Source organism: Lederbergia graminis, from assembly GCF_042655485.1.
GTDB lineage: Bacteria > Bacillota > Bacilli > Bacillales > Bacillaceae_C > Lederbergia > Lederbergia graminis.
The window spans coordinates 439225-457255 of sequence record NZ_JBHSMC010000001.1 but is presented as its reverse complement, the minus strand read 5'-3'; the positions used below and the strand labels follow the sequence as shown (position 1 = coordinate 457255).

Below are 18031 nucleotides of genomic sequence, written 5' to 3'. Positions count from 1 at the left end.
TATGAAAAGAATCGTTCCACATCTACGTATTAATAATTGTAAAGAAGCGGTTGAATATTATCAGCAAGTATTTGGAGGAGAAATTAAGAATACACAGCTAGCTGATGGAATTGAAATGTTTAAAGGGCATGAAGGTAAGTATATTCATGCTGAGTTACACATGAATGAAAATTGTATATTATATTTCGCTGATATTTTTGGTCATCAGCCGACTATCGGTAATAATATTATTCTTGGACCAGATTTTGATTCAGAAGAGGAAATTACCAAGGTATACACAGAATTAGCAAAAGAAGGTCAAGTTAAAATGGAATTGCAAGAAACTTTTTGGGCTGTAAAATATGCTACTGTTCAAGATAAGTACGGTGTTACATGGGAGTTAAATTTATCTAAATAAGGAAAAATTAATGAAATTGTGGATTACCTATTGCAGAACCAAGTTTTTCTATGGTATATTAAATAAACTTTGAAGAGGACGGAGGGTTACAAGTGGCTACAGTAATTTCTAATCAATATATGAACATTTTACAATTTAATAATGTGATAGCTCGCCAAACTGGTAGAGTGATTGGGAATAGTCTGTCCACTTTATAATAGTAACCTAAAGGTTTTTATATCGAAAGTTGTGGGAGGGCATTTTGCGCTCTCTTCTTTCGTTCTGTAAAAGATATATGTTTCTTTGAACACAGGCTAGCAACCTGTGTATTTCTTTTTGTGTATTTGGAAAAAAATGAGAGTGAGGGTGAAAAAATGACAGGAGATCAACGTAAAAAATTACTTATTTTAATGATTAATATGTTTATAGCAATTGGAAGTTTTGGGATTATTATTCCTATTTTACCCCAATACTTAGAGTCAATTAATCAAGGGGGAACTGCTGCTGGTCTGATGATTGCCATTTTTGCTGGTGCACAATTAGTCATGTCACCAATTGCTGGTAAATGGACAGATCAATATGGCCGTCGTAAAATGATTATTCTTGGTCTTGCAGGTCTAACTTTATCTAGTTTTATTTTCTATGCTACAGACTCCATTTGGGTACTGTATTTGTCTCGTGTAGTTGGTGGAGTTGGTTCTGCATTATTAGTTCCAGCAATTTTCGCTTATGTAGCGGATATTACAACATTTGAGCAACGAGCAAAAGGGAATAGTTTTATCTCTGCTGCAATGTCACTTGGAATCGTAATAGGTCCTGGAATAGGTGGATTTTTAGCAAAAACAAGCTTAAAAACACCACTATTAGTTTCAGCTATCATTTCATTAGTTGCTGTTCTATTCTCTGTTATTGTTTTAAAGGAAAGTAAACCTGAAACATCTTCTTCTGTTCAAAATGGAGCGGCTGTAGATTCAGAATCGATGATTGCTAAAATGATAAGATCAGTAAAAATGCCATATTTCGTCCCTTTATTGATCACATTAATTATGAGCTTCGGTTTAATGTCATATGAGTCAGTGTTAGGGTTATTTGTAGATAATGAGTTTGGAGCTACACCTCAAGAAATAGCATTTATGATAACTGCAACAGGAATTGTCAGTGTTATCGTTCAATTATTTATTGTTGATCGTATCGTCAATCGATTTGGGGAAGTTACTATTTTAAATATCTTTATCGCAGTTGTTACTGTAGGCTTCATTCTTGCATTATTAGCAAAAAGCTATACGTTGTTCTTCGGAATTACGTTACTAATATTCCTTGCAACATCGATCTTACGTCCAGTATTAAATACGTTAATTTCAAAAATGGCAGGGGAAGAACAAGGGTTCGCGATGGGTATGAATAATGCTTATATGAGTGTAGGTAATATTTTAGGACCAACGTTAGCCGGGATGCTTTATGATGTTAAAATCACATATCCATTTATAATGGGACTATTAATATTAGCAATCGCCATGGTTACAACATTTATGTGGCAAAAAAGACTGACAAAACAAAAACAACAATTAATATTAAGTAAATAAATAGTTGAAAGAACCGTTAATGCAAATTTAACGGTTCTTTTTTTATGTATGATAACTGGTTCTGCAAACATTGTGGTGCTCAATATTTATATAATCCACGTTCGATTTGATGTAATGTACAGTAAGTTTTATAGATGAATACATAAACTTACTGAGTATCGATTACACTAACGATATTTAGTGAGTTTTTTTTTGGGGCAAAACAATTAAGGAGAGATACAGTAATGGGATTTTTCACCAGAGCACAGAAAATGAAGATAACAAAACATCAAGCTAAAAAAATAAAACAAAAGGTATTACTCAAAGGGAATGGTGATATTCATCTTGCCAAGGAAATCATTAAAGAAGTGACAGGACACGAAAAAGTGACAACCGATACAGCAACCTTAATCATTAGTGCGATTCAGCAACCGGAAAAATACTCAAATACAGCAGAAAGATATGGAATCGAATTTGAATGACGTTAAATGCTTGTTTTCTATATAGAAGCAAGCTTTTTTATTCTCTCTTTTATTACGGATGGTGGAAAAAGAGGGAAGGGAGGAGCGGGTACAACAATAAATCAATTAGATGAGATAATCAAGAAAATGTGGGTGTAGTAAATTTATTTGTTGACATTATACCTATAGGGGTATATTATTACTTTAAGTGATACTCAAATTTTCCTTTCAGAAGGTTATGGAAATTTTACTGATTATAAAGATTGTTCATAAAGGATGAGTCTAAATACAACAGAACTAGTGAGGTAATAGTAATGGAATACAACGATCAAATGAAGAATAGAGTTAAGAGAATGGATGGCCAGCTTAGAGGGATTTTAAAAATGATGGAAGAGAATAAAGATTGTAAAGATATTATTACACAGCTATCAGCGGTTCGTACGGCAGTGGATCGAACAATTGGTGTAGTAGTAAGTTCAAATTTAGTTGAATGTGTTCAGAAAGCTGATAACGAAGAAGAAAAAACAAATGAGTTAATTAAAGAAGCTGTCAATTTACTGGTGAAAAGCAGATAAAAAAATTCATCAGTTGACATTCTTTTTTAATCCTGTTAATATACCCCTGTGGGTATTTACTGTTTGAAATCCACTCAACAGAGATAGAATATTTAATATATAGAAGATGAGGTTCTGGTTTTAATTAGATTTTTTTTAGCAATATATATACCCATGCTGGTATGGGTAATTTACTTGTGAGGAGGAATAACTATGGGAGAAAAGAAAACAACTAACATCATTTTATTTAGTGGAGATTATGATAAAGCAATGGCAGCGTATATCATTGCGAATGGAGCAGCGGCTTACGATCATGAGGTGACGATTTTTCACACTTTTTGGGGATTAAATGCTTTGCGTAAAGATGAACATATGCCCGTGAAAAAAGGGTTTTTAGAAAAAATGTTCGGTAAAATGATGCCTAGGGGATCAGATAAAATGGGACTCTCCAACCTAAACTATGCAGGCTTTGGTCCAAAGTTAATCAAAAATGTGATGAAGAAACATAATGTAATGCCTTTGCCAAAACTAATTGAAATGGCACAAGAACAAGACATAAATTTAGTAGCATGTACAATGACGATGGATTTGCTGGGTCTTCAAAAAGAAGAGCTCCTAGATAACATTGAATACGCCGGCGTTGCAGCCTATTTAGCTGAAGCTGAGGATGGCAAGGTCAATTTATTTATCTAATTAAGGGATTGTAATATATTTTTTTATATTTTCAAATACCCCGCACCGTATAATACACAGGAGGTTTCAATATGGAGAATATTAAAGTTAACGTAACATTGGATGCAAAAGGACTATCTTGTCCGATGCCAATTGTCAAAACAAAAAAGACCATGAATACTTTGGAAGCAGGTCAAGTCTTGGAAGTTCAGGCAACGGATAAGGGATCGAAAGCAGATATTCGAGCTTGGGCAAATAGCTCTGGTCATCAATACCTTGGAACAATTGAAGAAGGGGATGTACTAAAGCACTACCTAAGAAAATCATCAAATGATGGATCGATCGAAAAAAAACATCCCAATGCGATTAGCAATGATGAACTTAAAAAGAAGCTCAATGCTAATGAGAATATAGTGGTTCTTGATGTAAGAGAGGCTGCTGAATATGCATTTAATCATATTCCTAATGCTGTTTCGATTCCATTGGGAGAAATTGAAGAACGGCTAGGTGAATTAAACAAAGAGGATGAAATTTTTGTGCTATGCCGTACAGGAAACCGCAGTGATTTGGCTGCCCAGAAACTTGCGGAAAGAGGATTTTCGAATGTGATTAATGTTGTACCGGGCATGGGTGACTGGACAGGAAAAACAAATACTTTAAATAAATAATTAAGGAGAATGATGAAAATGAACACAGTTACAGTGTATACAACAACACGTTGTCCATATTGTGTAATGTTAAAAAACTTTTTAGAGTCTCAAAGTATTCCTTTTAAAGAGGTAAATGTTGAAACGAAACCCGAGCTGATGAAATATCTCGTAAATAAAACAGGTCAATTAGGAGTACCTCAAACAGAGATTAATGGTAAATGGGTTGTTGGGTTTGATCCAAATAATATTATGTTAGCACTAAGAAACTAGGAGGAACTTGCAATGAATAAAAAAGTAGCAATTATCGCAAGTAATGGCGGAATGTTTGATGCCTATAAAGTATTTAATATCGCGAATGCGGCAGCAGCCACAGACCAAGAAGTAGCCATCTTCTTTACTTTTGAAGGGTTAAACTTAATTCATAGAGATGCATACAAACAACTGCCGATGCCAGAAGGAAAAGAACATTTTGCTGAAGGATTTGCTAATGCTAATGTTCCAGCTATCCCGGAATTGGTTGCAATGGCACAAGAAATGGGTGTTAAATTTATTGGTTGTCAAATGACAATGGATGTTATGGGTCTTGGAATAGATTCATTTGTTGAGGGGATTGAAGTTGGTGGAGCAGTGACTTTCTTAGAATTCGCCAATGATGCAGATGTGACACTTACATTCTAAAATTTTTTAATTCGTAATATACCTAAGGGGGTAAAAAGAGTGCCTTTTAAAGCAATGAATCCAAAAGATGTAACCAAAAAAGTCTTTAATAAAGAAGATTTGTTTATTTTGGACGTACGTAATGAAACGGATTTTGAAGATTGGAAAATCGAGGGAGAAAACTTTCACTATTTAAATATCCCTTATTTCGACTTACTTGATGGAGTGGAAGGAATTTTAGATAAAATTCCTTCCTATAAGGAAGTATTGGTAGTTTGTGCGAAAGAAGGGTCATCTGTCATGGTGGCAGAGATGCTTTCGGAACAAGGTTTAACTGTTTCTTATTTACAGGGTGGAATGAAAGCATGGAGTGAACATTTGGAGCCTGTAAAAGTTGGAGATTTAAAGGATGGCGGCGAGATTTATCAGTTTGTACGTATTGGAAAAGGTTGTTTATCCTATATGGTGGTCTCTGATGGAGAGGCTGCCATCATTGATGCAACTAGAATGACGGATATTTATCTAGAGTTTGCATCAAATATCGGTGCTAACATCACTCATGTTTTTGATACACACTTACATGCTGATCACATTTCAGGTGGTAGGAAAATTGCTGAGACCACAAATGCAACCTACTGGTTACCTCCAAAAGATGCGAGGGAAGTTACATTCGAATACTCTCCATTAGAAGGTGGCAATGTGGTGACAATTGGTAATACGAATATTGATATTCATGCTTTATATTCACCAGGTCACACAATTGGTTCGACTTCATTTGTGATTGATAAAAGATATTTACTTTCAGGTGATATTTTGTTCATTGATTCTATTGGTAGACCAGATCTTGCAGGGTTAGCAGAAGATTGGGTTGGGGATTTAAGAGAAACGCTTTATAGCCGCTACAGAGAGCTTTCAGCCGAATTAATTGTACTGCCTGCTCACTTTATGATTATCGAGGAATTGAACGCAGATGGTAGTGTGGGTAAACCGTTAGGTACTTTATTCGCAGAAAATCATGGTTTGAATATTTCAGACGAAGTAAGATTCAGACAAATGGTAACTGAAAACTTACCTCCGCAGCCAAACTCATATCAAGAGATTCGGGAAACTAATATGGGAAAAATGACCCCAGATGATGACAAGCAACGTGAGATGGAAATTGGACCAAACCGTTGTGCAGTACGATAAGAAGAACAGAAAAAGAAACGTGAATAGGAGAGATAACATATGAATGCAGATAAATTATTGGATGCAAAGGGATTAGCTTGTCCCATGCCAATTGTTAAAACAAAGAAATCGATGGATGATTTGGCAACTGGTCAAGTACTAGAAATCCATGCAACAGATAATGGAGCCCAATCAGATCTAGCTGCTTGGTCTAGATCAGGTGGACACGAACTGCTACAATCTACTGAAGAAAATGGAATATTCAAGTTCTGGATTAAGAAGGGTTGATAAAGGAATTGGGAACCGTGATGAAGGTTCCCCTTCTTTAATAGGAGGTAATATATTGGAAATAACGTTTATTATTACCATTTTTTTAATTGGATTTATAGGTTCATACATTTCTGGAATGCTAGGAATTGGTGGCTCAATTATTAAGTATCCAATGCTTTTATTTATACCACCGTTGTTTGGATTAGCAGCATTTAGTGCACATGAGGTATCAGGAATAAGTGCTATACAGGTTCTGTTTGCTTCCATTGGAGGAGTATGGGCATATCGTAAAGGCGGTTACTTGAACAAAAAGCTGATTATATACATGGGAATCAGTGTGTTGATTGGTAGTATGATTGGGAGTTTTGGATCTCAATCAATGTCGGAAAACAGCATTAATATTGTTTATGGTTTTCTAGCATTAACAGCAGCTGTCATGATGTTTATACCGAAGAAGGGGATAGATGATATTCCTTTAAATCAAGTAACATTTAACAAGTGGATTGCTGCAATATTAGCATTCATAGTTGGAATAGGTTCTGGTATTGTTGGCGCAGCTGGTGGATTCCTATTAGTGCCCATTATGCTAGTCGTATTAAAAATTCCAACGAGGGTTACTATTGCATCTTCACTAGCCATAACCTTTATATCATCCATCGGTGCAACAGTGGGGAAAGTATCGACAGGACAAGTAGATTATTTATCCGCACTGATTATGGTAGTTGCAAGTTTAATAGCTGCCCCGCTTGGTGCGATGGCTGGGAAAAAAATAAACACCAAAATCCTTCAAGTAATTTTAGCATTATTAATTTTAGGTACAGCTATAAAAATTTGGATGGATATCTTACTTTAAATTGATAAAAAGATCCGTATGGAGCGATTGATGCAATCATTGCATTTTTACAAGAAAATGGTCCATTTGAAGCTAGGTCTGAAGCAAATATAATTAGTGTATAAGTTTATTGAACAACTACAGTAGAAATATAAAAACTATATAGTAAGGATGATTAAAAGAGATGAACGATTGGAATACCCGCTTTCAAACTGATAACTATGTTTATGGCAAGGAACCTGATGCTTTTTTGAAGGAATATCATAAGAAAGTAAAAATTTCTGGTGATGCTTTGGCTATAGCGGAAGGGGAAGGACGAAATGCCGTTTACTTAGCGGAGCAGGGTATGAATGTCACAGCATGGGATTACGCAGAATCGGGTCTAGCAAAGACAAATAAGCTCGCAGAAGAACGAGGTGTAACAGTCTCAACTGCACTGGTAGATTTAAACGAAGTAAACTGGAGTGAAACGAAGTGGGATGAAATTGTATGTATCTTTGGCCATTTCCCAACAGAACTTCGACAGAAAACACTCCAAGGTGTAAAGGTAGCTGTAAAACCAGGAGGTTATTTTCTGACAGAGGTATATTCACATTACCAAGTTCCATATAAGAGTGGTGGACCAAAAGATCTAAATTTTTTATATAGACCGGAAGAGTTTTTGAATACCTTCGCTGATTGGCACATCATACACTTTTTCATGGGTGAGGTAGTCCGTCGGGAAGGTAACCTCCACAATGGACTATCTCATGTGATTCAATTTGTAGGAAAAAAGCCATAGAAGTGAGGGATTGATTAGACATTTGTGAAGTCCAATAGGGCAAATAAAGAACGACTTTAATAAGAGTCGTTCTTTTTAGCTTAAATAATTTCTAACATTTAAATTAATCAATTATCTATTTTCATCAAATTTTAACAAACCTTTAGTAATATGGACATTAATTAACCTTTGTTAGGAAAGTATAAGTGTTGCAACAGTTAATAATATTGTCCGGCCATAATATATCTACGGAGACGACCATTTTTAAAACGATTTGAGTGAGTAATCAAAGTATATACACCTAGAAAAAAAACACTGGATTCACAGGAAGTATTCAGATCTAGTGAATATAGGGACAGAGGGGCTTATCATTACTACATTATACATATAACCGTTTAGTAGAAAGCATATAAAGAATATTAATTTTATAGAAAGGATGAATATATAAGTGGTAAGTCGAATAATAAAAACAATTTCGCTACTTCTTATGATGGGTGGTTTAATACTTCTTATTTATGTAGGTTACCAATTATATAGTACAAAAGAAAAAGAGAGTAAACGACTAGAGGAAGCTAGGACTATCATTTCAGACGAAGTGATTAAGGAAATTAGTAATGTAGGTGTATTTAATTATGATTCAATCAAAGAGGGTGATACGGTAGGCGTATTTTACATCCCAAGACTTGATCGTGAAATTCCAATTATTGAAGGGACGAGTGAAGAAGAATTATCTCAGGGCGTAGGACATTATATTAGTACCGGATACCCAGGTGAAAATAAACAGATTTTATTATCAGGACATCGTGATACTGTGTTTCGGCAATTCGGTGATTTAGAAGATGGAGATGAGCTTCATGTTAAAATGGAACACGGTACATTTATATATGAAATTCGCGATCATATCATCGTTGATGCAGATGACACAACTGTCATTGACCCTAATCGAGCAGAAGAAGTATTAACGGTATCAACTTGTTATCCATTCTCTTTCATTGGTGATGCCCCAGATCGTTACGTCATATTTGCTTATCCAAAATAAAGAGCGTTGTGTAAACAAACCACACAAAGGCTTGGAATATAAGTAAACAACCAAAAAAGGACGACTCGAAAATTCTACTCGAGTTGTCTTTTTGTATATAGTCATTGAACCATCTTAAAGTAGAATAGAATAATTCTTCCACTTTCATCAAACTTTCATAAACCTTTAGTAATGTAAGCATTGAGCATTTTTATCTGGAGGGTACAGCTATGCATCTATCTAGTATTCATTCGACCATTGCTATTATCATTTTTAGTTGGAGTATGGGATTTCTTACTTACTACATATTAAGTGATAGTACAAAAGCGGAAAAGAAAGCCAGTATGGAGGAAATTGCGGGGCAATTAATTCATTTTGTTATCTTTCTTTGGATTGGGAAAATTATCTTAAACTTAAATATCTTTATCATAGATCCATTAGCTATATTAGCTTACCCGAGTAACTCGTATGCTTTTTATTTTGCTATTTTGCTAAGTGGATTCACAATCGTAATTCAATATAAACGTAGAAAGATTGATGCACTACCATTTTCGATAGCTTTTACCTATATATTTTTGACTGCATCATTCGTATATGAATTCATGCAAGTAATTTGGAATAAAAATATTTATTCGACTGGTTATTTAAGTTTAATAGCATTATTAATTATTACATTTGTAGTTTTGCGCAATTTTGTACACCCGCACTGGTTAAATCTTTTAATCCTCCTTGGGTGGTCGATAGGGAGTTTAAGTTTGGCAATGATAAAGCCAATTCTAATAGTGTTTGGCTATTCAATAGCGCCATGGTTTTTAGTATTTATACTCATAATTTGTTGTGGTCTAATATTGTCTCAGAAAATGAAAGCAGGTGTTGTAAATGGGAGGAATTGAGACAGATACGATGTTAGTGATAGGGATTTTTTGGGCATTAGGTGCAGGGGCATTATCATTTTTATCGCCTTGTGTATTACCTATTTTTCCCGCGTACTTATCCTATATTACTGGAATCAGTGTCAAGGAATTGAAAGAAAATCAAGACGTGAAAATAAGGAAGAAATTATTAAGTCATTCTGTATTTTTCTTGTTAGGTGTGTCCCTTGTTTTTCTTAGCTTAGGGATTGGGGCTTCCTTTTTAGGGCAATTTATTCAAACTTTGTTAATAGGTAATACAGGGCTGTTTATTCAGCGTTTAGCTGGAATATTTATTATTTCTATGGGACTTTTTGTCGGAGGGTGGATTAATGTAACAGCACTTATGAAAGAGAGGCGTTTCCAATTTGCCAAAAAACCAGTAGGTTATTTAGGAACCTTTTTTGTAGGAACAGGTTTTGCAGCTGGTTGGACACCTTGTATTGGACCAATATTTGCTTCTATCTTATTTTTGGCAGCTAGTAACCCGGGTCAAGGATCCATATACACTGTAATGTATGTTGTGGGTTTTGGATTACCATTTCTTCTATTGACGTTTTTCCTTGGATCAACTAAGTGGATTACTCGATATAGCCAAATCATCATGAAAATAGGAGCTGTCATGATGATTATAATGGGACTTATCTTATTTACTGGTCAAATGCCGCGTATCACTGAATTTCTCTTAAAATTAGTAGAAGGTACATGGTTTGAAAAATTAGGATAAAGGAGTAATAAGAAATGAAAAATGCAGTTTTTATTGTAATAGTTATAGTGTTACTTGGTTGGACAACGTATGAGTTAATAGTTACTTCAAAAGAAAAAGAAGCACGGGAATATGGTAGTGCAATGTCAGATGAAATATATAATTCTGGTGATGCTAGTGATTATAGTAATTCAGGAATTCGTAAAGGAGAACTAGCTCCTGACTTTGAATTAACTACAATCGATGGGGAGAATATAAAGTTATCAGATTATAGGGGTACACGTGTGATGTTAAACTTTTGGGCAACATGGTGTCCGCCTTGTCGTGCTGAAATGCCTGATATGCAAAAGTTCCAAGATAATAAAGATGTACAAGTGTTGGCAGTGAATTTATCACAAACAGAATCGAGTCCCAAAAATGTTCCAAACTTTGTCGATGAATTAAATCTGTCATTAACGATTCCTTTAGATGAAGAATCTGCTGTCTCTAGGGAGTATCAAGTTTTAGCTTATCCTACAACATATATGATTGATTCGGAAGGGCGTATTCAATTTATCGTAAGGGGTGCAATGAATTACGATTTCATGGTTCAACAGTATGAAATGATGCAATAATCCTCTTCTATCATATAAAATGAGAATAGAGGTGGTTTATTTGAAGCAAATAATAATGGTTGTCGAAGATGATAAAATGATTCGAAATCTCATCCAATTGTATTTAAAGAAAAATGGATATGAAGTGGTGGAAGCAAGTGATGGAGAGGAAGCAAAAACTGTTTTTCTAGAACATCGACCTTGTTTAATTATCTTGGATTTGATGCTACCAAAGGTGAGTGGTGAAGAGTATTTTAGTTGGATTAGAGAGCAAAAGGATAATGATGTTTCGGTCATCATGCTTACAGCAAAAGTCCGTATTGAAGATAGAATTTCTGGTTTGAAATTAGGTGCAGATGCATATATGACAAAACCATTTGATCCTAATGAACTAGTCGCACAAGTAGAAGCAGTGCTTCGTCGTACGGAACAGTTATGTCAAAAAATTGTCTATGCTGGATTATGTATTATGCCGAGAAAAGGACAAGTTTTACTTTACGGAAAAAATATAAAACTGACAAAATATGAGTTTGATCTATTATATTATTTCATGCAAAATCCAGACATCGTATTATCACGAGAGCAACTAATAAGACAAATTCATCCTAACATGGATCGAAGTGTTTTAGATCGTACAATTGATGCGCATATAAAAAAACTTCGTGAAAAGATTGAAATACAACCATCGAAACCAAAGCGTATCCAAACTGTAAGGGGAATGGGGTATAAGTTTGTCTCGGTTATATAATATAATAGCTCGTATTACTCCAACTGGGTTCTTATGGCGTTTAACATTTTTGAATACTATAGTTGTTGTAATGGTAACTGTTATAAGTGGTGGGGCTATTTATAATACTGCTTGTTTTTTAGCGGAAAAAGTGGGAGATTTGAATATCTCTTAACAGCAGCGATTTAATCAAATCCTCTTAAATTATTTATGGATTTTAATGATTACCGTAGCCTTTACTGGAAGTATTCTTCATTTCTATTTGATTAAACGTTTTATAAAACCAATCCGCAGTTTAATTCAATCTACAGAAGAACTGAAGCTTGGGAATTATCCAAATCCCGTTAAAGTATATAAAAATGACGAAATCGGTCAGTTAACTCAACAATATAATGAATTAATCGCACAGTTAAAAACGAATGAACAACATCGCAATAGACTTGTTACTGACATTTCCCATGAATTAAGGACGCCCTTATCAAATTTAAATGGCTATCTTCTAGCATTAAAGGATGGGGATATAATTGGCGACCAAGCATTATTTGCATCGCTATACCAAGAATCAAAACGATTGTCTCAGTTGATTTATCAACTTGAGCAATTAAAGGAATGGGATTACTTAGCGGTTCAATCAATAGTCGATAAAGAAACTACAGACATTAAACCTGTACTGATTCAATGTGTAGCGATGTTTGAAAGGACCTTAAATCAAAAGAAAATTCCGATACTAATAGAAATAGAATCATGTATTCTAGATATCCATGTTGTTGGCATTCAACAGGTAATCAGTAATTTGTTGGAAAATGCCATTCGCTATTATAAGGGAGAAGGGCCAATTTTATTAGAGGGCGAGAAGCAAGGAGTGGACTACCGTATTATGGTTACAGGACCTAGCGAGCCGATACCAGAAATTGAAAGAGAAAATGTATTTCGACGATTTTACAGACTCGATTCTTCAAGAAGCCGCATGACTGGAGGTTCGGGGTTGGGACTTGCGATTTCAAAGGAAATTATCGAACGCCATCATCAAGGTGAAATTGGAATTAATACTACTACAAGTAATACTTTTTGGATAGTACTACCAGGATAATTGCCTTTCGATTTGAATGCCTAGATACTGATCTCAGCAATAGGTACAATTTATGAATGATAAAACGGTGGGGAGGGAGTCCAACTTATTCTTATATCCACCAGGAATGATTACTTTTATTTCACGTTCCGTATTACTGATACAGAGTGATGTGTTTCATTTTCTTGTAGAGATATTTTATACAGCTTGATAAATGGAGTAATCATAGGGGGAAGGGGAAGGAGAGTCGTTAATTTCTTTCCTTCCCAAAAGATAAAATTGTATCATTATTCAAACCAGTTATTTCCAGATTATAGTCTTTTTTCTCTATCTGTATATTCCTAAAAGTTTAAACAAGGTTTTGTTTTAAAGAGAGAGGACCTTCACATTTTTTATACTATAGATCAGTAAAATTGATGAACTCATGTATTTTTTGTTTTTTTGTGCAAGGATTCCTGTCATAAAAACATTTTATGTCATTTTTCCTATTAAACAAATCTGACAAATCGACTTTTGGATAGAAATTAATCGGTGCATAGTACTTGGGCTATTTGACGATGAATCACTTACGTATCTGCGCAGGATATTTTGGAAAAGTGTTGAATTCCATAGAAACTAACACCAAAATTTTAGATATAAATTATATTAAAATTTAAACGTACTAACTCGTTATGAGATTATAGGATTTACTTATTAAGAGAACTAAATATGGGGAATTAAAATTTCGGAATTTCTAATAATGTTATTGTGAGAAGTTCCGATAAATATGGAAAAATTGATTTTGTCTCACTATTAAAGGTATTCTTCAGTTATGAGACTGAAATAATCGTTTCTAATTAACTTCCGATAATTTATATTATGTCCGGGGCGTAGTTTTGTTAAGAGTAGAGTTTTATTCGTTACTCTACTCTATATCTATAATCACTGTCTTTTACATTATTATAATCTATAAATTGAGTGCTATATTCGATTACATCATTAATGAATAAATCATTTTCCTCAGCAAATTTTTTTATGCTTTCTAGTAGTTCTTTATCATAAGTAGTTTTATATTGTACTCGATCTTTCGGTCTGTTTTTTTTGTTAAAAGTTATGATGCCATGTTTTAATAGGTTTTCTAGACCACTTTCAAGCAAATAATTTACGTGAGTGTTATATTTTTCAGCTATCTCGGTAAGTTGATGTAATAATGATTTACTAATATTAGTTCTGAATTTGATTCTAGAACTATCTGTTACTTGTATTAACCTGCCATTTGACATTTTCCACATAATTATTCCTCCTTAACAAAGTTTTATAATTAATTAATTCTCTGAGACATATATTTTTCCTTATATGACTTATAATCAATATCATTATAATCGTAAATTAATTTAGCGAGTTTTGGTAGTTCATTTTTGCCTTTTACCCAAATCCGATAAATTTTCTTGTTTTGTTTAGTTAATTCAAATGTGATTACTGTATTTAACTTCCAGTCTAACAAAACTGAATGGATCCCGTATGCAAAGTTTTTACTACCAGAAGTTATATTCATTACATATCCTGTTTTTTGTACCCATCCATCCCCATCAATGACTCCTCTAATAAAAGAAGGTAGATATTCATTTGGAACATCAGGAAAAGGTACAGTTAGTGATTTATTTGCTGTTATTCCGATTTTTTCAAGATCTTGTTTTATTTCTTTAGAATTTATTAACAATGTTGGAGTTGTCTTTGTGGGTCCATATGGTGCTAAAACGTAGTCAGCATCCATATATTTTGCGATGATACGAAGTATTCTCTCGTCTTTTTGTGTAAATGAGATGGTATGAGTAGTGCTATGTACATGGCCATCAGTAATAAATAAACCTAACACCCACGCCATTTTATGATTCCAATGTTTAAAAAAATCTTCGTTTACTCTATGTTTGCGAGGTTGACCTGAATATTGTTTTCGATTCATTTCAATGCCATGTTTGTACATCACATTTCGGATTGCACGATCTGAAATACCTATAATAGGAACCATCTCTTTAAAAGTCATACCGCTTTTATACATTTCGATAATAACTTCATCAGTCATCCCTGGATTCCTAGCCAAATTTAATCCTCCTTGCTGTACCATACTTATTACTATTATAAGAACAAATGTTCTATAATGCAAGCGTTATACAAAATAAGACCTAACAATAAAATTGCTAGGTCAACATAGTGATGTGATTAATCAAGGCTCTTCTTTCTTTCGTGTCTCGTAACATAAAGCATTACAGGAAACAATATGATTGCTACGAAAATTAAGACGAAAGCCATGTTCTTCATATTTCCATCATTCATACCGGTCGCAAATGCAACGCCATATATGCTAGAAGCTAAAATGTTACCAAGAAATCTTGAAGTCATGAGTAGCCCAGACGCAATTCCACTTTCTGATTTATCGATGAAGGAATACAGTAAGTTTTGTAATCCGATATTTTGTACACCATTTGCAATACCAGAGACAGCTAACACAATGGCAACCCAATATAATGGAGATGTATGATTGATTGTTGCTAATAATATTACACCTATTAATACCATTGAAACACTACTTAATAATGGTATACGAAATCCAGCTCTTTCCATCCATCTTGTCGCTATTGGTGTTGTAACCATCGCAAAAATTGACAAAGACAGCATCGTGATACCAGTTACTCTTGAACTTGTTTCTAACACACCTTGTAGATACGTTGGCAAACTAAGTAAAATTGCAAAGAAGATAACGGTTGATAAAATATATTGACCGTAGATCAATGTAATATTCATATTTTTCTTAAAAAAATTCACATTGATAAATGGCTCTTCTCTTCTTTTTTCATAAACATAAAACAATATCGTGATTACTGCAGCTACAAATAAAGTTCCGATTTGAAATCCAGCTTCTAAAGAAAGTAAAAATACCATCCATATTGTAATGGTTAAACTAAATAGAAGTATCCCAACTCCATCCCATTTATATGTTGTAGCAGCTGTTTTCTTATCTTTTGGAATAAAAAACATAGTGAAAATAGCACTAATTAAAATAACCGGTAAATTCACATAGAATATTATTGGCCAACCACCAAACTGTATTAATAAACCACTAATTGTCGGTCCGAATGCAGCTGAAGTTGTGGCAAAAACAGATAAAGTACCGATTACACGATTTTGATTATGATGTATGTTATTACGAATGATCCCAATTCCTGCTGGATAAAGAGCTGAAGTACCGATAGCTTGAATACCTCTTGTGATAAGCAATAATGGCATATTTGGTGACAGTGGAGCTAGAATAGAAGAAACAATTACTAATCCTAACCCCATGATAAAAATATTTTTTCTACCATATGTATCACTTAATTTTCCTATCAATGGAGTAAAAATAGCGCTGATAATAAAATATGATGCGATAAGCCAAGAAATCTCAGTGGAATTTAAATGGAAGTCTTCTTGTATTGCAGGTAATGCTACAGTAATCATTGTTGTATTTAATGGGTTTAAAATTACCCCTAATGCAACGGCAATAATGATGAGTTTTTCATGTTGTTTGTTTTTAGCTAACATTCTGTTTTCTCCCTAGAAGCAATATTAATGCGATAAAACTTCATTACCGACTATCATTGATTGTATCAAAAAGTTTGTATGAATGTATGGTAATTAGCTTACAGCCTTTTTCAGTTATCAGATAGGCTTACTTTCCTCTCCAAAATTCGCATAAAGTTATCTCGATAACAATACATCATATATCCTAATGAAATAACAAGTAATATCGCTAGTAGCAGTAAAGAAGGATCAAGAAACAAATGTAGTAGGAAAATATTAGCTACAATTGGTGCTAATATAGCAATTGCTAATGGAATAAATTGATTGGTTAATAAAAGTATTCCACAAATTACTTCGATTGTTTTTTCAACGATTAAAAGATACTTAAACTCAAATAAGGCCATAGCTTCTGGGCTAGTTGCAATAAATGGTTCGAGTTCAAAAATGACAAAATAGCCGTTAATACCTGCGAGTAAAAAAACAATCCCTATAAATATTCTACTAGAGTGCAAAAAGATTTTTGACAAAAACACTCCCCCCTTTTTCTTCTAACAATTTATGAAAACACACAAATTTCTTAAGCAATTTATAATTCCTTGCATACATTCCAACGACATTATAGTATTTATATATGCTATTCATGATTGAAAAAACACTTTCTTTTAACTAGTTAAGTTAATCATCTTTATAAATCATATTTACTTGCAATTTCATTACACTTATTTTTAATTTTGATAGTAGAATTGTTCATAGTTTAAGGATTAATTCGCGAAGGATGTACAATTCTCCTGCAAAATATTGAACTTAGGAGGTTTCCATGAATAATAACGTTAGAACTCAAATATTTGATTTAATAGATGAAGATTATCAGAGGTTTGCTTCTTCTCATATACCGAATATCAATAATTTATTAGGAGTTCGTCTTCCCGAACTTAGGAAGATTGCAAAGCAAATTGCGAAAGATGATTGGGAATCTTATTTAAAGACGGCAGATGATGACTATTTCGAAGAAGTAATGCTTCAAGGAATGGTTATTGGCTATGTAAAGGCAGATATTGAAAAGGTACTGACTTATGTTGCAGCTTTTGTCCCTAAAATAAATAATTGGTCCGTATGTGATAGCTTTTGCAGTGGATTAAAAATAACAAAGCTGTACAAAAAAAGAGTATGGGATTTTCTACAACCCTATTTGTTATCCGATAAGGAATATGAGATTCGTTTTGGTGTTGTTATGTTACTTTGTTTTTACATCGATGAGGATTATATCGATCCAGTTTTAGAGCATTTGGATCGTATCAATCATGAGGCATATTACGTTAAAATGGCAGTTGCATGGGCTATATCTATTTGTTATATAAAAATGCCAGAACGGACGATGATTTATTTAAAAAACAACTCACTAGATAAATTTACGTATAATAAAGCATTACAAAAAATTACCGAATCTTTACGTATTGATAAAGAAACGAAAGAAATGATTCGTAGTATGAAAAGGAAATAGAAGTTGCT

Annotated in this window: 24 protein-coding genes; 20 read left to right on the top strand and 4 right to left on the bottom strand. The window is 33.8% G+C overall.

The window, feature by feature from the left end; all coding sequences use genetic code 11:
* Position 1 precedes the first annotated feature (1 nt).
* The 19 genes from ACFPM4_RS02415 to ACFPM4_RS02325 all read left to right on the top strand — a co-directional run bounded on the left by ACFPM4_RS02415 (position 2) and on the right by ACFPM4_RS02325 (position 13006).
* Entirely contained in the window at positions 2–397 is a 396-nt protein-coding gene (locus ACFPM4_RS02415; protein WP_144920840.1) for a VOC family protein, read from the top strand.
* A gap of 353 nt (positions 398–750) precedes the next feature.
* Positions 751–1959 (top strand): MFS transporter, encoded by a 1209-nt coding sequence (locus ACFPM4_RS02410; RefSeq protein WP_144920838.1) that lies wholly within the window; start codon positions 751–753, stop codon positions 1957–1959.
* A gap of 251 nt (positions 1960–2210) precedes the next feature.
* The gene (locus tag ACFPM4_RS02405; RefSeq protein WP_186324642.1) at positions 2211–2420 is read left to right on the top strand and encodes a hypothetical protein; all 210 of its coding nucleotides are present in this window, start codon (positions 2211–2213) and stop codon (positions 2418–2420) included.
* Between the two features lie 6 nt (positions 2421–2426).
* Entirely contained in the window at positions 2427–2558 is a 132-nt protein-coding gene (locus ACFPM4_RS02400) for a hypothetical protein (protein ID WP_382347305.1), read from the top strand.
* 155 nt (positions 2559–2713) lie between these two features.
* The gene (locus ACFPM4_RS02395; protein WP_382347302.1) at positions 2714–2974 is read left to right on the top strand and encodes a metal-sensitive transcriptional regulator; all 261 of its coding nucleotides are present in this window, start codon (positions 2714–2716) and stop codon (positions 2972–2974) included.
* A 192-nt stretch (positions 2975–3166) separates the two neighbouring features.
* On the top strand, positions 3167–3646 hold the full coding sequence (locus ACFPM4_RS02390) for a DsrE/DsrF/DrsH-like family protein (RefSeq protein WP_382347299.1): 480 nt from the start codon (positions 3167–3169) through the stop codon (positions 3644–3646).
* A gap of 71 nt (positions 3647–3717) precedes the next feature.
* Complete coding sequence (locus ACFPM4_RS02385; RefSeq protein WP_382347296.1) at positions 3718–4293, top strand: sulfurtransferase TusA family protein; 576 nt, start codon at positions 3718–3720, stop codon at positions 4291–4293.
* 18 nt (positions 4294–4311) lie between these two features.
* A complete protein-coding gene (locus tag ACFPM4_RS02380) occupies positions 4312–4545 on the top strand; it encodes a glutaredoxin family protein (protein WP_382347294.1) in 234 nt (77 codons plus the stop codon).
* Positions 4546–4557: 12 nt separating this feature from the next.
* On the top strand, positions 4558–4953 hold the full coding sequence (locus tag ACFPM4_RS02375; RefSeq protein WP_144920820.1) for a DsrE/DsrF/DrsH-like family protein: 396 nt from the start codon (positions 4558–4560) through the stop codon (positions 4951–4953).
* A 54-nt stretch (positions 4954–5007) separates the two neighbouring features.
* Entirely contained in the window at positions 5008–6120 is a 1113-nt protein-coding gene (locus ACFPM4_RS02370; protein ID WP_382348144.1) for an MBL fold metallo-hydrolase, read from the top strand.
* 39 nt (positions 6121–6159) lie between these two features.
* Positions 6160–6387: a sulfurtransferase TusA family protein gene (locus ACFPM4_RS02365; RefSeq protein WP_382347291.1), complete on the top strand. Its 228-nt coding sequence runs from the start codon at positions 6160–6162 to the stop codon at positions 6385–6387.
* Between the two features lie 55 nt (positions 6388–6442).
* The gene (locus tag ACFPM4_RS02360) at positions 6443–7222 is read left to right on the top strand and encodes a sulfite exporter TauE/SafE family protein (RefSeq protein ID WP_382347288.1); all 780 of its coding nucleotides are present in this window, start codon (positions 6443–6445) and stop codon (positions 7220–7222) included.
* Between the two features lie 163 nt (positions 7223–7385).
* Entirely contained in the window at positions 7386–7982 is a 597-nt protein-coding gene (locus ACFPM4_RS02355) for an SAM-dependent methyltransferase (RefSeq protein WP_382347285.1), read from the top strand.
* 427 nt (positions 7983–8409) lie between these two features.
* Positions 8410–9000: a class D sortase gene (locus tag ACFPM4_RS02350; protein WP_382347281.1), complete on the top strand. Its 591-nt coding sequence runs from the start codon at positions 8410–8412 to the stop codon at positions 8998–9000.
* Positions 9001–9209: 209 nt separating this feature from the next.
* The gene (locus tag ACFPM4_RS02345) at positions 9210–9872 is read left to right on the top strand and encodes a hypothetical protein (RefSeq protein WP_382347278.1); all 663 of its coding nucleotides are present in this window, start codon (positions 9210–9212) and stop codon (positions 9870–9872) included.
* Positions 9859–10617, top strand: a complete 759-nt coding sequence (locus ACFPM4_RS02340) for a cytochrome c biogenesis CcdA family protein (protein WP_382347275.1) — start codon at positions 9859–9861, stop codon at positions 10615–10617. Before ACFPM4_RS02345 ends, ACFPM4_RS02340 begins: the two co-directional genes overlap by 14 nt.
* Before the next feature lie 14 nt (positions 10618–10631).
* A complete protein-coding gene (locus ACFPM4_RS02335) occupies positions 10632–11210 on the top strand; it encodes a TlpA disulfide reductase family protein (protein ID WP_382347272.1) in 579 nt (192 codons plus the stop codon).
* Positions 11211–11250: 40 nt separating this feature from the next.
* The gene (locus tag ACFPM4_RS02330) at positions 11251–11937 is read left to right on the top strand and encodes a response regulator transcription factor (RefSeq protein WP_144920806.1); all 687 of its coding nucleotides are present in this window, start codon (positions 11251–11253) and stop codon (positions 11935–11937) included.
* A gap of 241 nt (positions 11938–12178) precedes the next feature.
* Positions 12179–13006 carry a sensor histidine kinase gene (locus tag ACFPM4_RS02325; RefSeq protein WP_382347268.1) on the top strand — a complete coding sequence of 276 codons (828 nt, stop codon included), beginning with the start codon at positions 12179–12181 and terminating at the stop codon, positions 13004–13006.
* Positions 13007–13884: 878 nt separating this feature from the next.
* Here ACFPM4_RS02325 and ACFPM4_RS02320 read toward each other — a convergent pair.
* From ACFPM4_RS02320 to ACFPM4_RS02305, 4 genes are all read right to left on the bottom strand, one after another.
* A complete protein-coding gene (locus ACFPM4_RS02320) occupies positions 13885–14256 on the bottom strand; it encodes an rRNA methyltransferase (protein ID WP_144920804.1) in 372 nt (123 codons plus the stop codon).
* Positions 14257–14285: 29 nt separating this feature from the next.
* Positions 14286–15065: an LAGLIDADG family homing endonuclease gene (locus tag ACFPM4_RS02315; protein ID WP_382347264.1), complete on the bottom strand. Its 780-nt coding sequence runs from the start codon at positions 15063–15065 to the stop codon at positions 14286–14288.
* Positions 15066–15184: 119 nt separating this feature from the next.
* Positions 15185–16543: an MFS transporter gene (locus ACFPM4_RS02310; protein WP_144920800.1), complete on the bottom strand. Its 1359-nt coding sequence runs from the start codon at positions 16541–16543 to the stop codon at positions 15185–15187.
* 110 nt (positions 16544–16653) lie between these two features.
* Positions 16654–17049, bottom strand: a complete 396-nt coding sequence (locus tag ACFPM4_RS02305) for a hypothetical protein (protein ID WP_382347260.1) — start codon at positions 17047–17049, stop codon at positions 16654–16656.
* Positions 17050–17339: 290 nt separating this feature from the next.
* Between ACFPM4_RS02305 and ACFPM4_RS02300 the strand changes: the two genes are divergently transcribed.
* Positions 17340–18023 (top strand): DNA alkylation repair protein, encoded by a 684-nt coding sequence (locus ACFPM4_RS02300; protein WP_382347257.1) that lies wholly within the window; start codon positions 17340–17342, stop codon positions 18021–18023.
* Positions 18024–18031 lie beyond the last annotated feature (8 nt).

Coding starts and splice junctions, on each gene's coding strand:
- ACFPM4_RS02415 (WP_144920840.1), top strand. CDS start 2: ATGAAAAGAATCGTTCCACATCTACGTATTAATAATTGTAAAGAAGCG.
- ACFPM4_RS02410 (WP_144920838.1), top strand. CDS start 751: ATGACAGGAGATCAACGTAAAAAATTACTTATTTTAATGATTAATATG.
- ACFPM4_RS02405 (WP_186324642.1), top strand. CDS start 2,211: ATGAAGATAACAAAACATCAAGCTAAAAAAATAAAACAAAAGGTATTA.
- ACFPM4_RS02400 (WP_382347305.1), top strand. CDS start 2,427: ATGCTTGTTTTCTATATAGAAGCAAGCTTTTTTATTCTCTCTTTTATT.
- ACFPM4_RS02395 (WP_382347302.1), top strand. CDS start 2,714: ATGGAATACAACGATCAAATGAAGAATAGAGTTAAGAGAATGGATGGC.
- ACFPM4_RS02390 (WP_382347299.1), top strand. CDS start 3,167: ATGGGAGAAAAGAAAACAACTAACATCATTTTATTTAGTGGAGATTAT.
- ACFPM4_RS02385 (WP_382347296.1), top strand. CDS start 3,718: ATGGAGAATATTAAAGTTAACGTAACATTGGATGCAAAAGGACTATCT.
- ACFPM4_RS02380 (WP_382347294.1), top strand. CDS start 4,312: ATGAACACAGTTACAGTGTATACAACAACACGTTGTCCATATTGTGTA.
- ACFPM4_RS02375 (WP_144920820.1), top strand. CDS start 4,558: ATGAATAAAAAAGTAGCAATTATCGCAAGTAATGGCGGAATGTTTGAT.
- ACFPM4_RS02370 (WP_382348144.1), top strand. CDS start 5,008: ATGAATCCAAAAGATGTAACCAAAAAAGTCTTTAATAAAGAAGATTTG.
- ACFPM4_RS02365 (WP_382347291.1), top strand. CDS start 6,160: ATGAATGCAGATAAATTATTGGATGCAAAGGGATTAGCTTGTCCCATG.
- ACFPM4_RS02355 (WP_382347285.1), top strand. CDS start 7,386: ATGAACGATTGGAATACCCGCTTTCAAACTGATAACTATGTTTATGGC.
- ACFPM4_RS02345 (WP_382347278.1), top strand. CDS start 9,210: ATGCATCTATCTAGTATTCATTCGACCATTGCTATTATCATTTTTAGT.
- ACFPM4_RS02340 (WP_382347275.1), top strand. CDS start 9,859: ATGGGAGGAATTGAGACAGATACGATGTTAGTGATAGGGATTTTTTGG.
- ACFPM4_RS02335 (WP_382347272.1), top strand. CDS start 10,632: ATGAAAAATGCAGTTTTTATTGTAATAGTTATAGTGTTACTTGGTTGG.
- ACFPM4_RS02320 (WP_144920804.1), bottom strand. CDS start 14,256: ATGTGGAAAATGTCAAATGGCAGGTTAATACAAGTAACAGATAGTTCT.
- ACFPM4_RS02310 (WP_144920800.1), bottom strand. CDS start 16,543: ATGTTAGCTAAAAACAAACAACATGAAAAACTCATCATTATTGCCGTT.
- ACFPM4_RS02300 (WP_382347257.1), top strand. CDS start 17,340: ATGAATAATAACGTTAGAACTCAAATATTTGATTTAATAGATGAAGAT.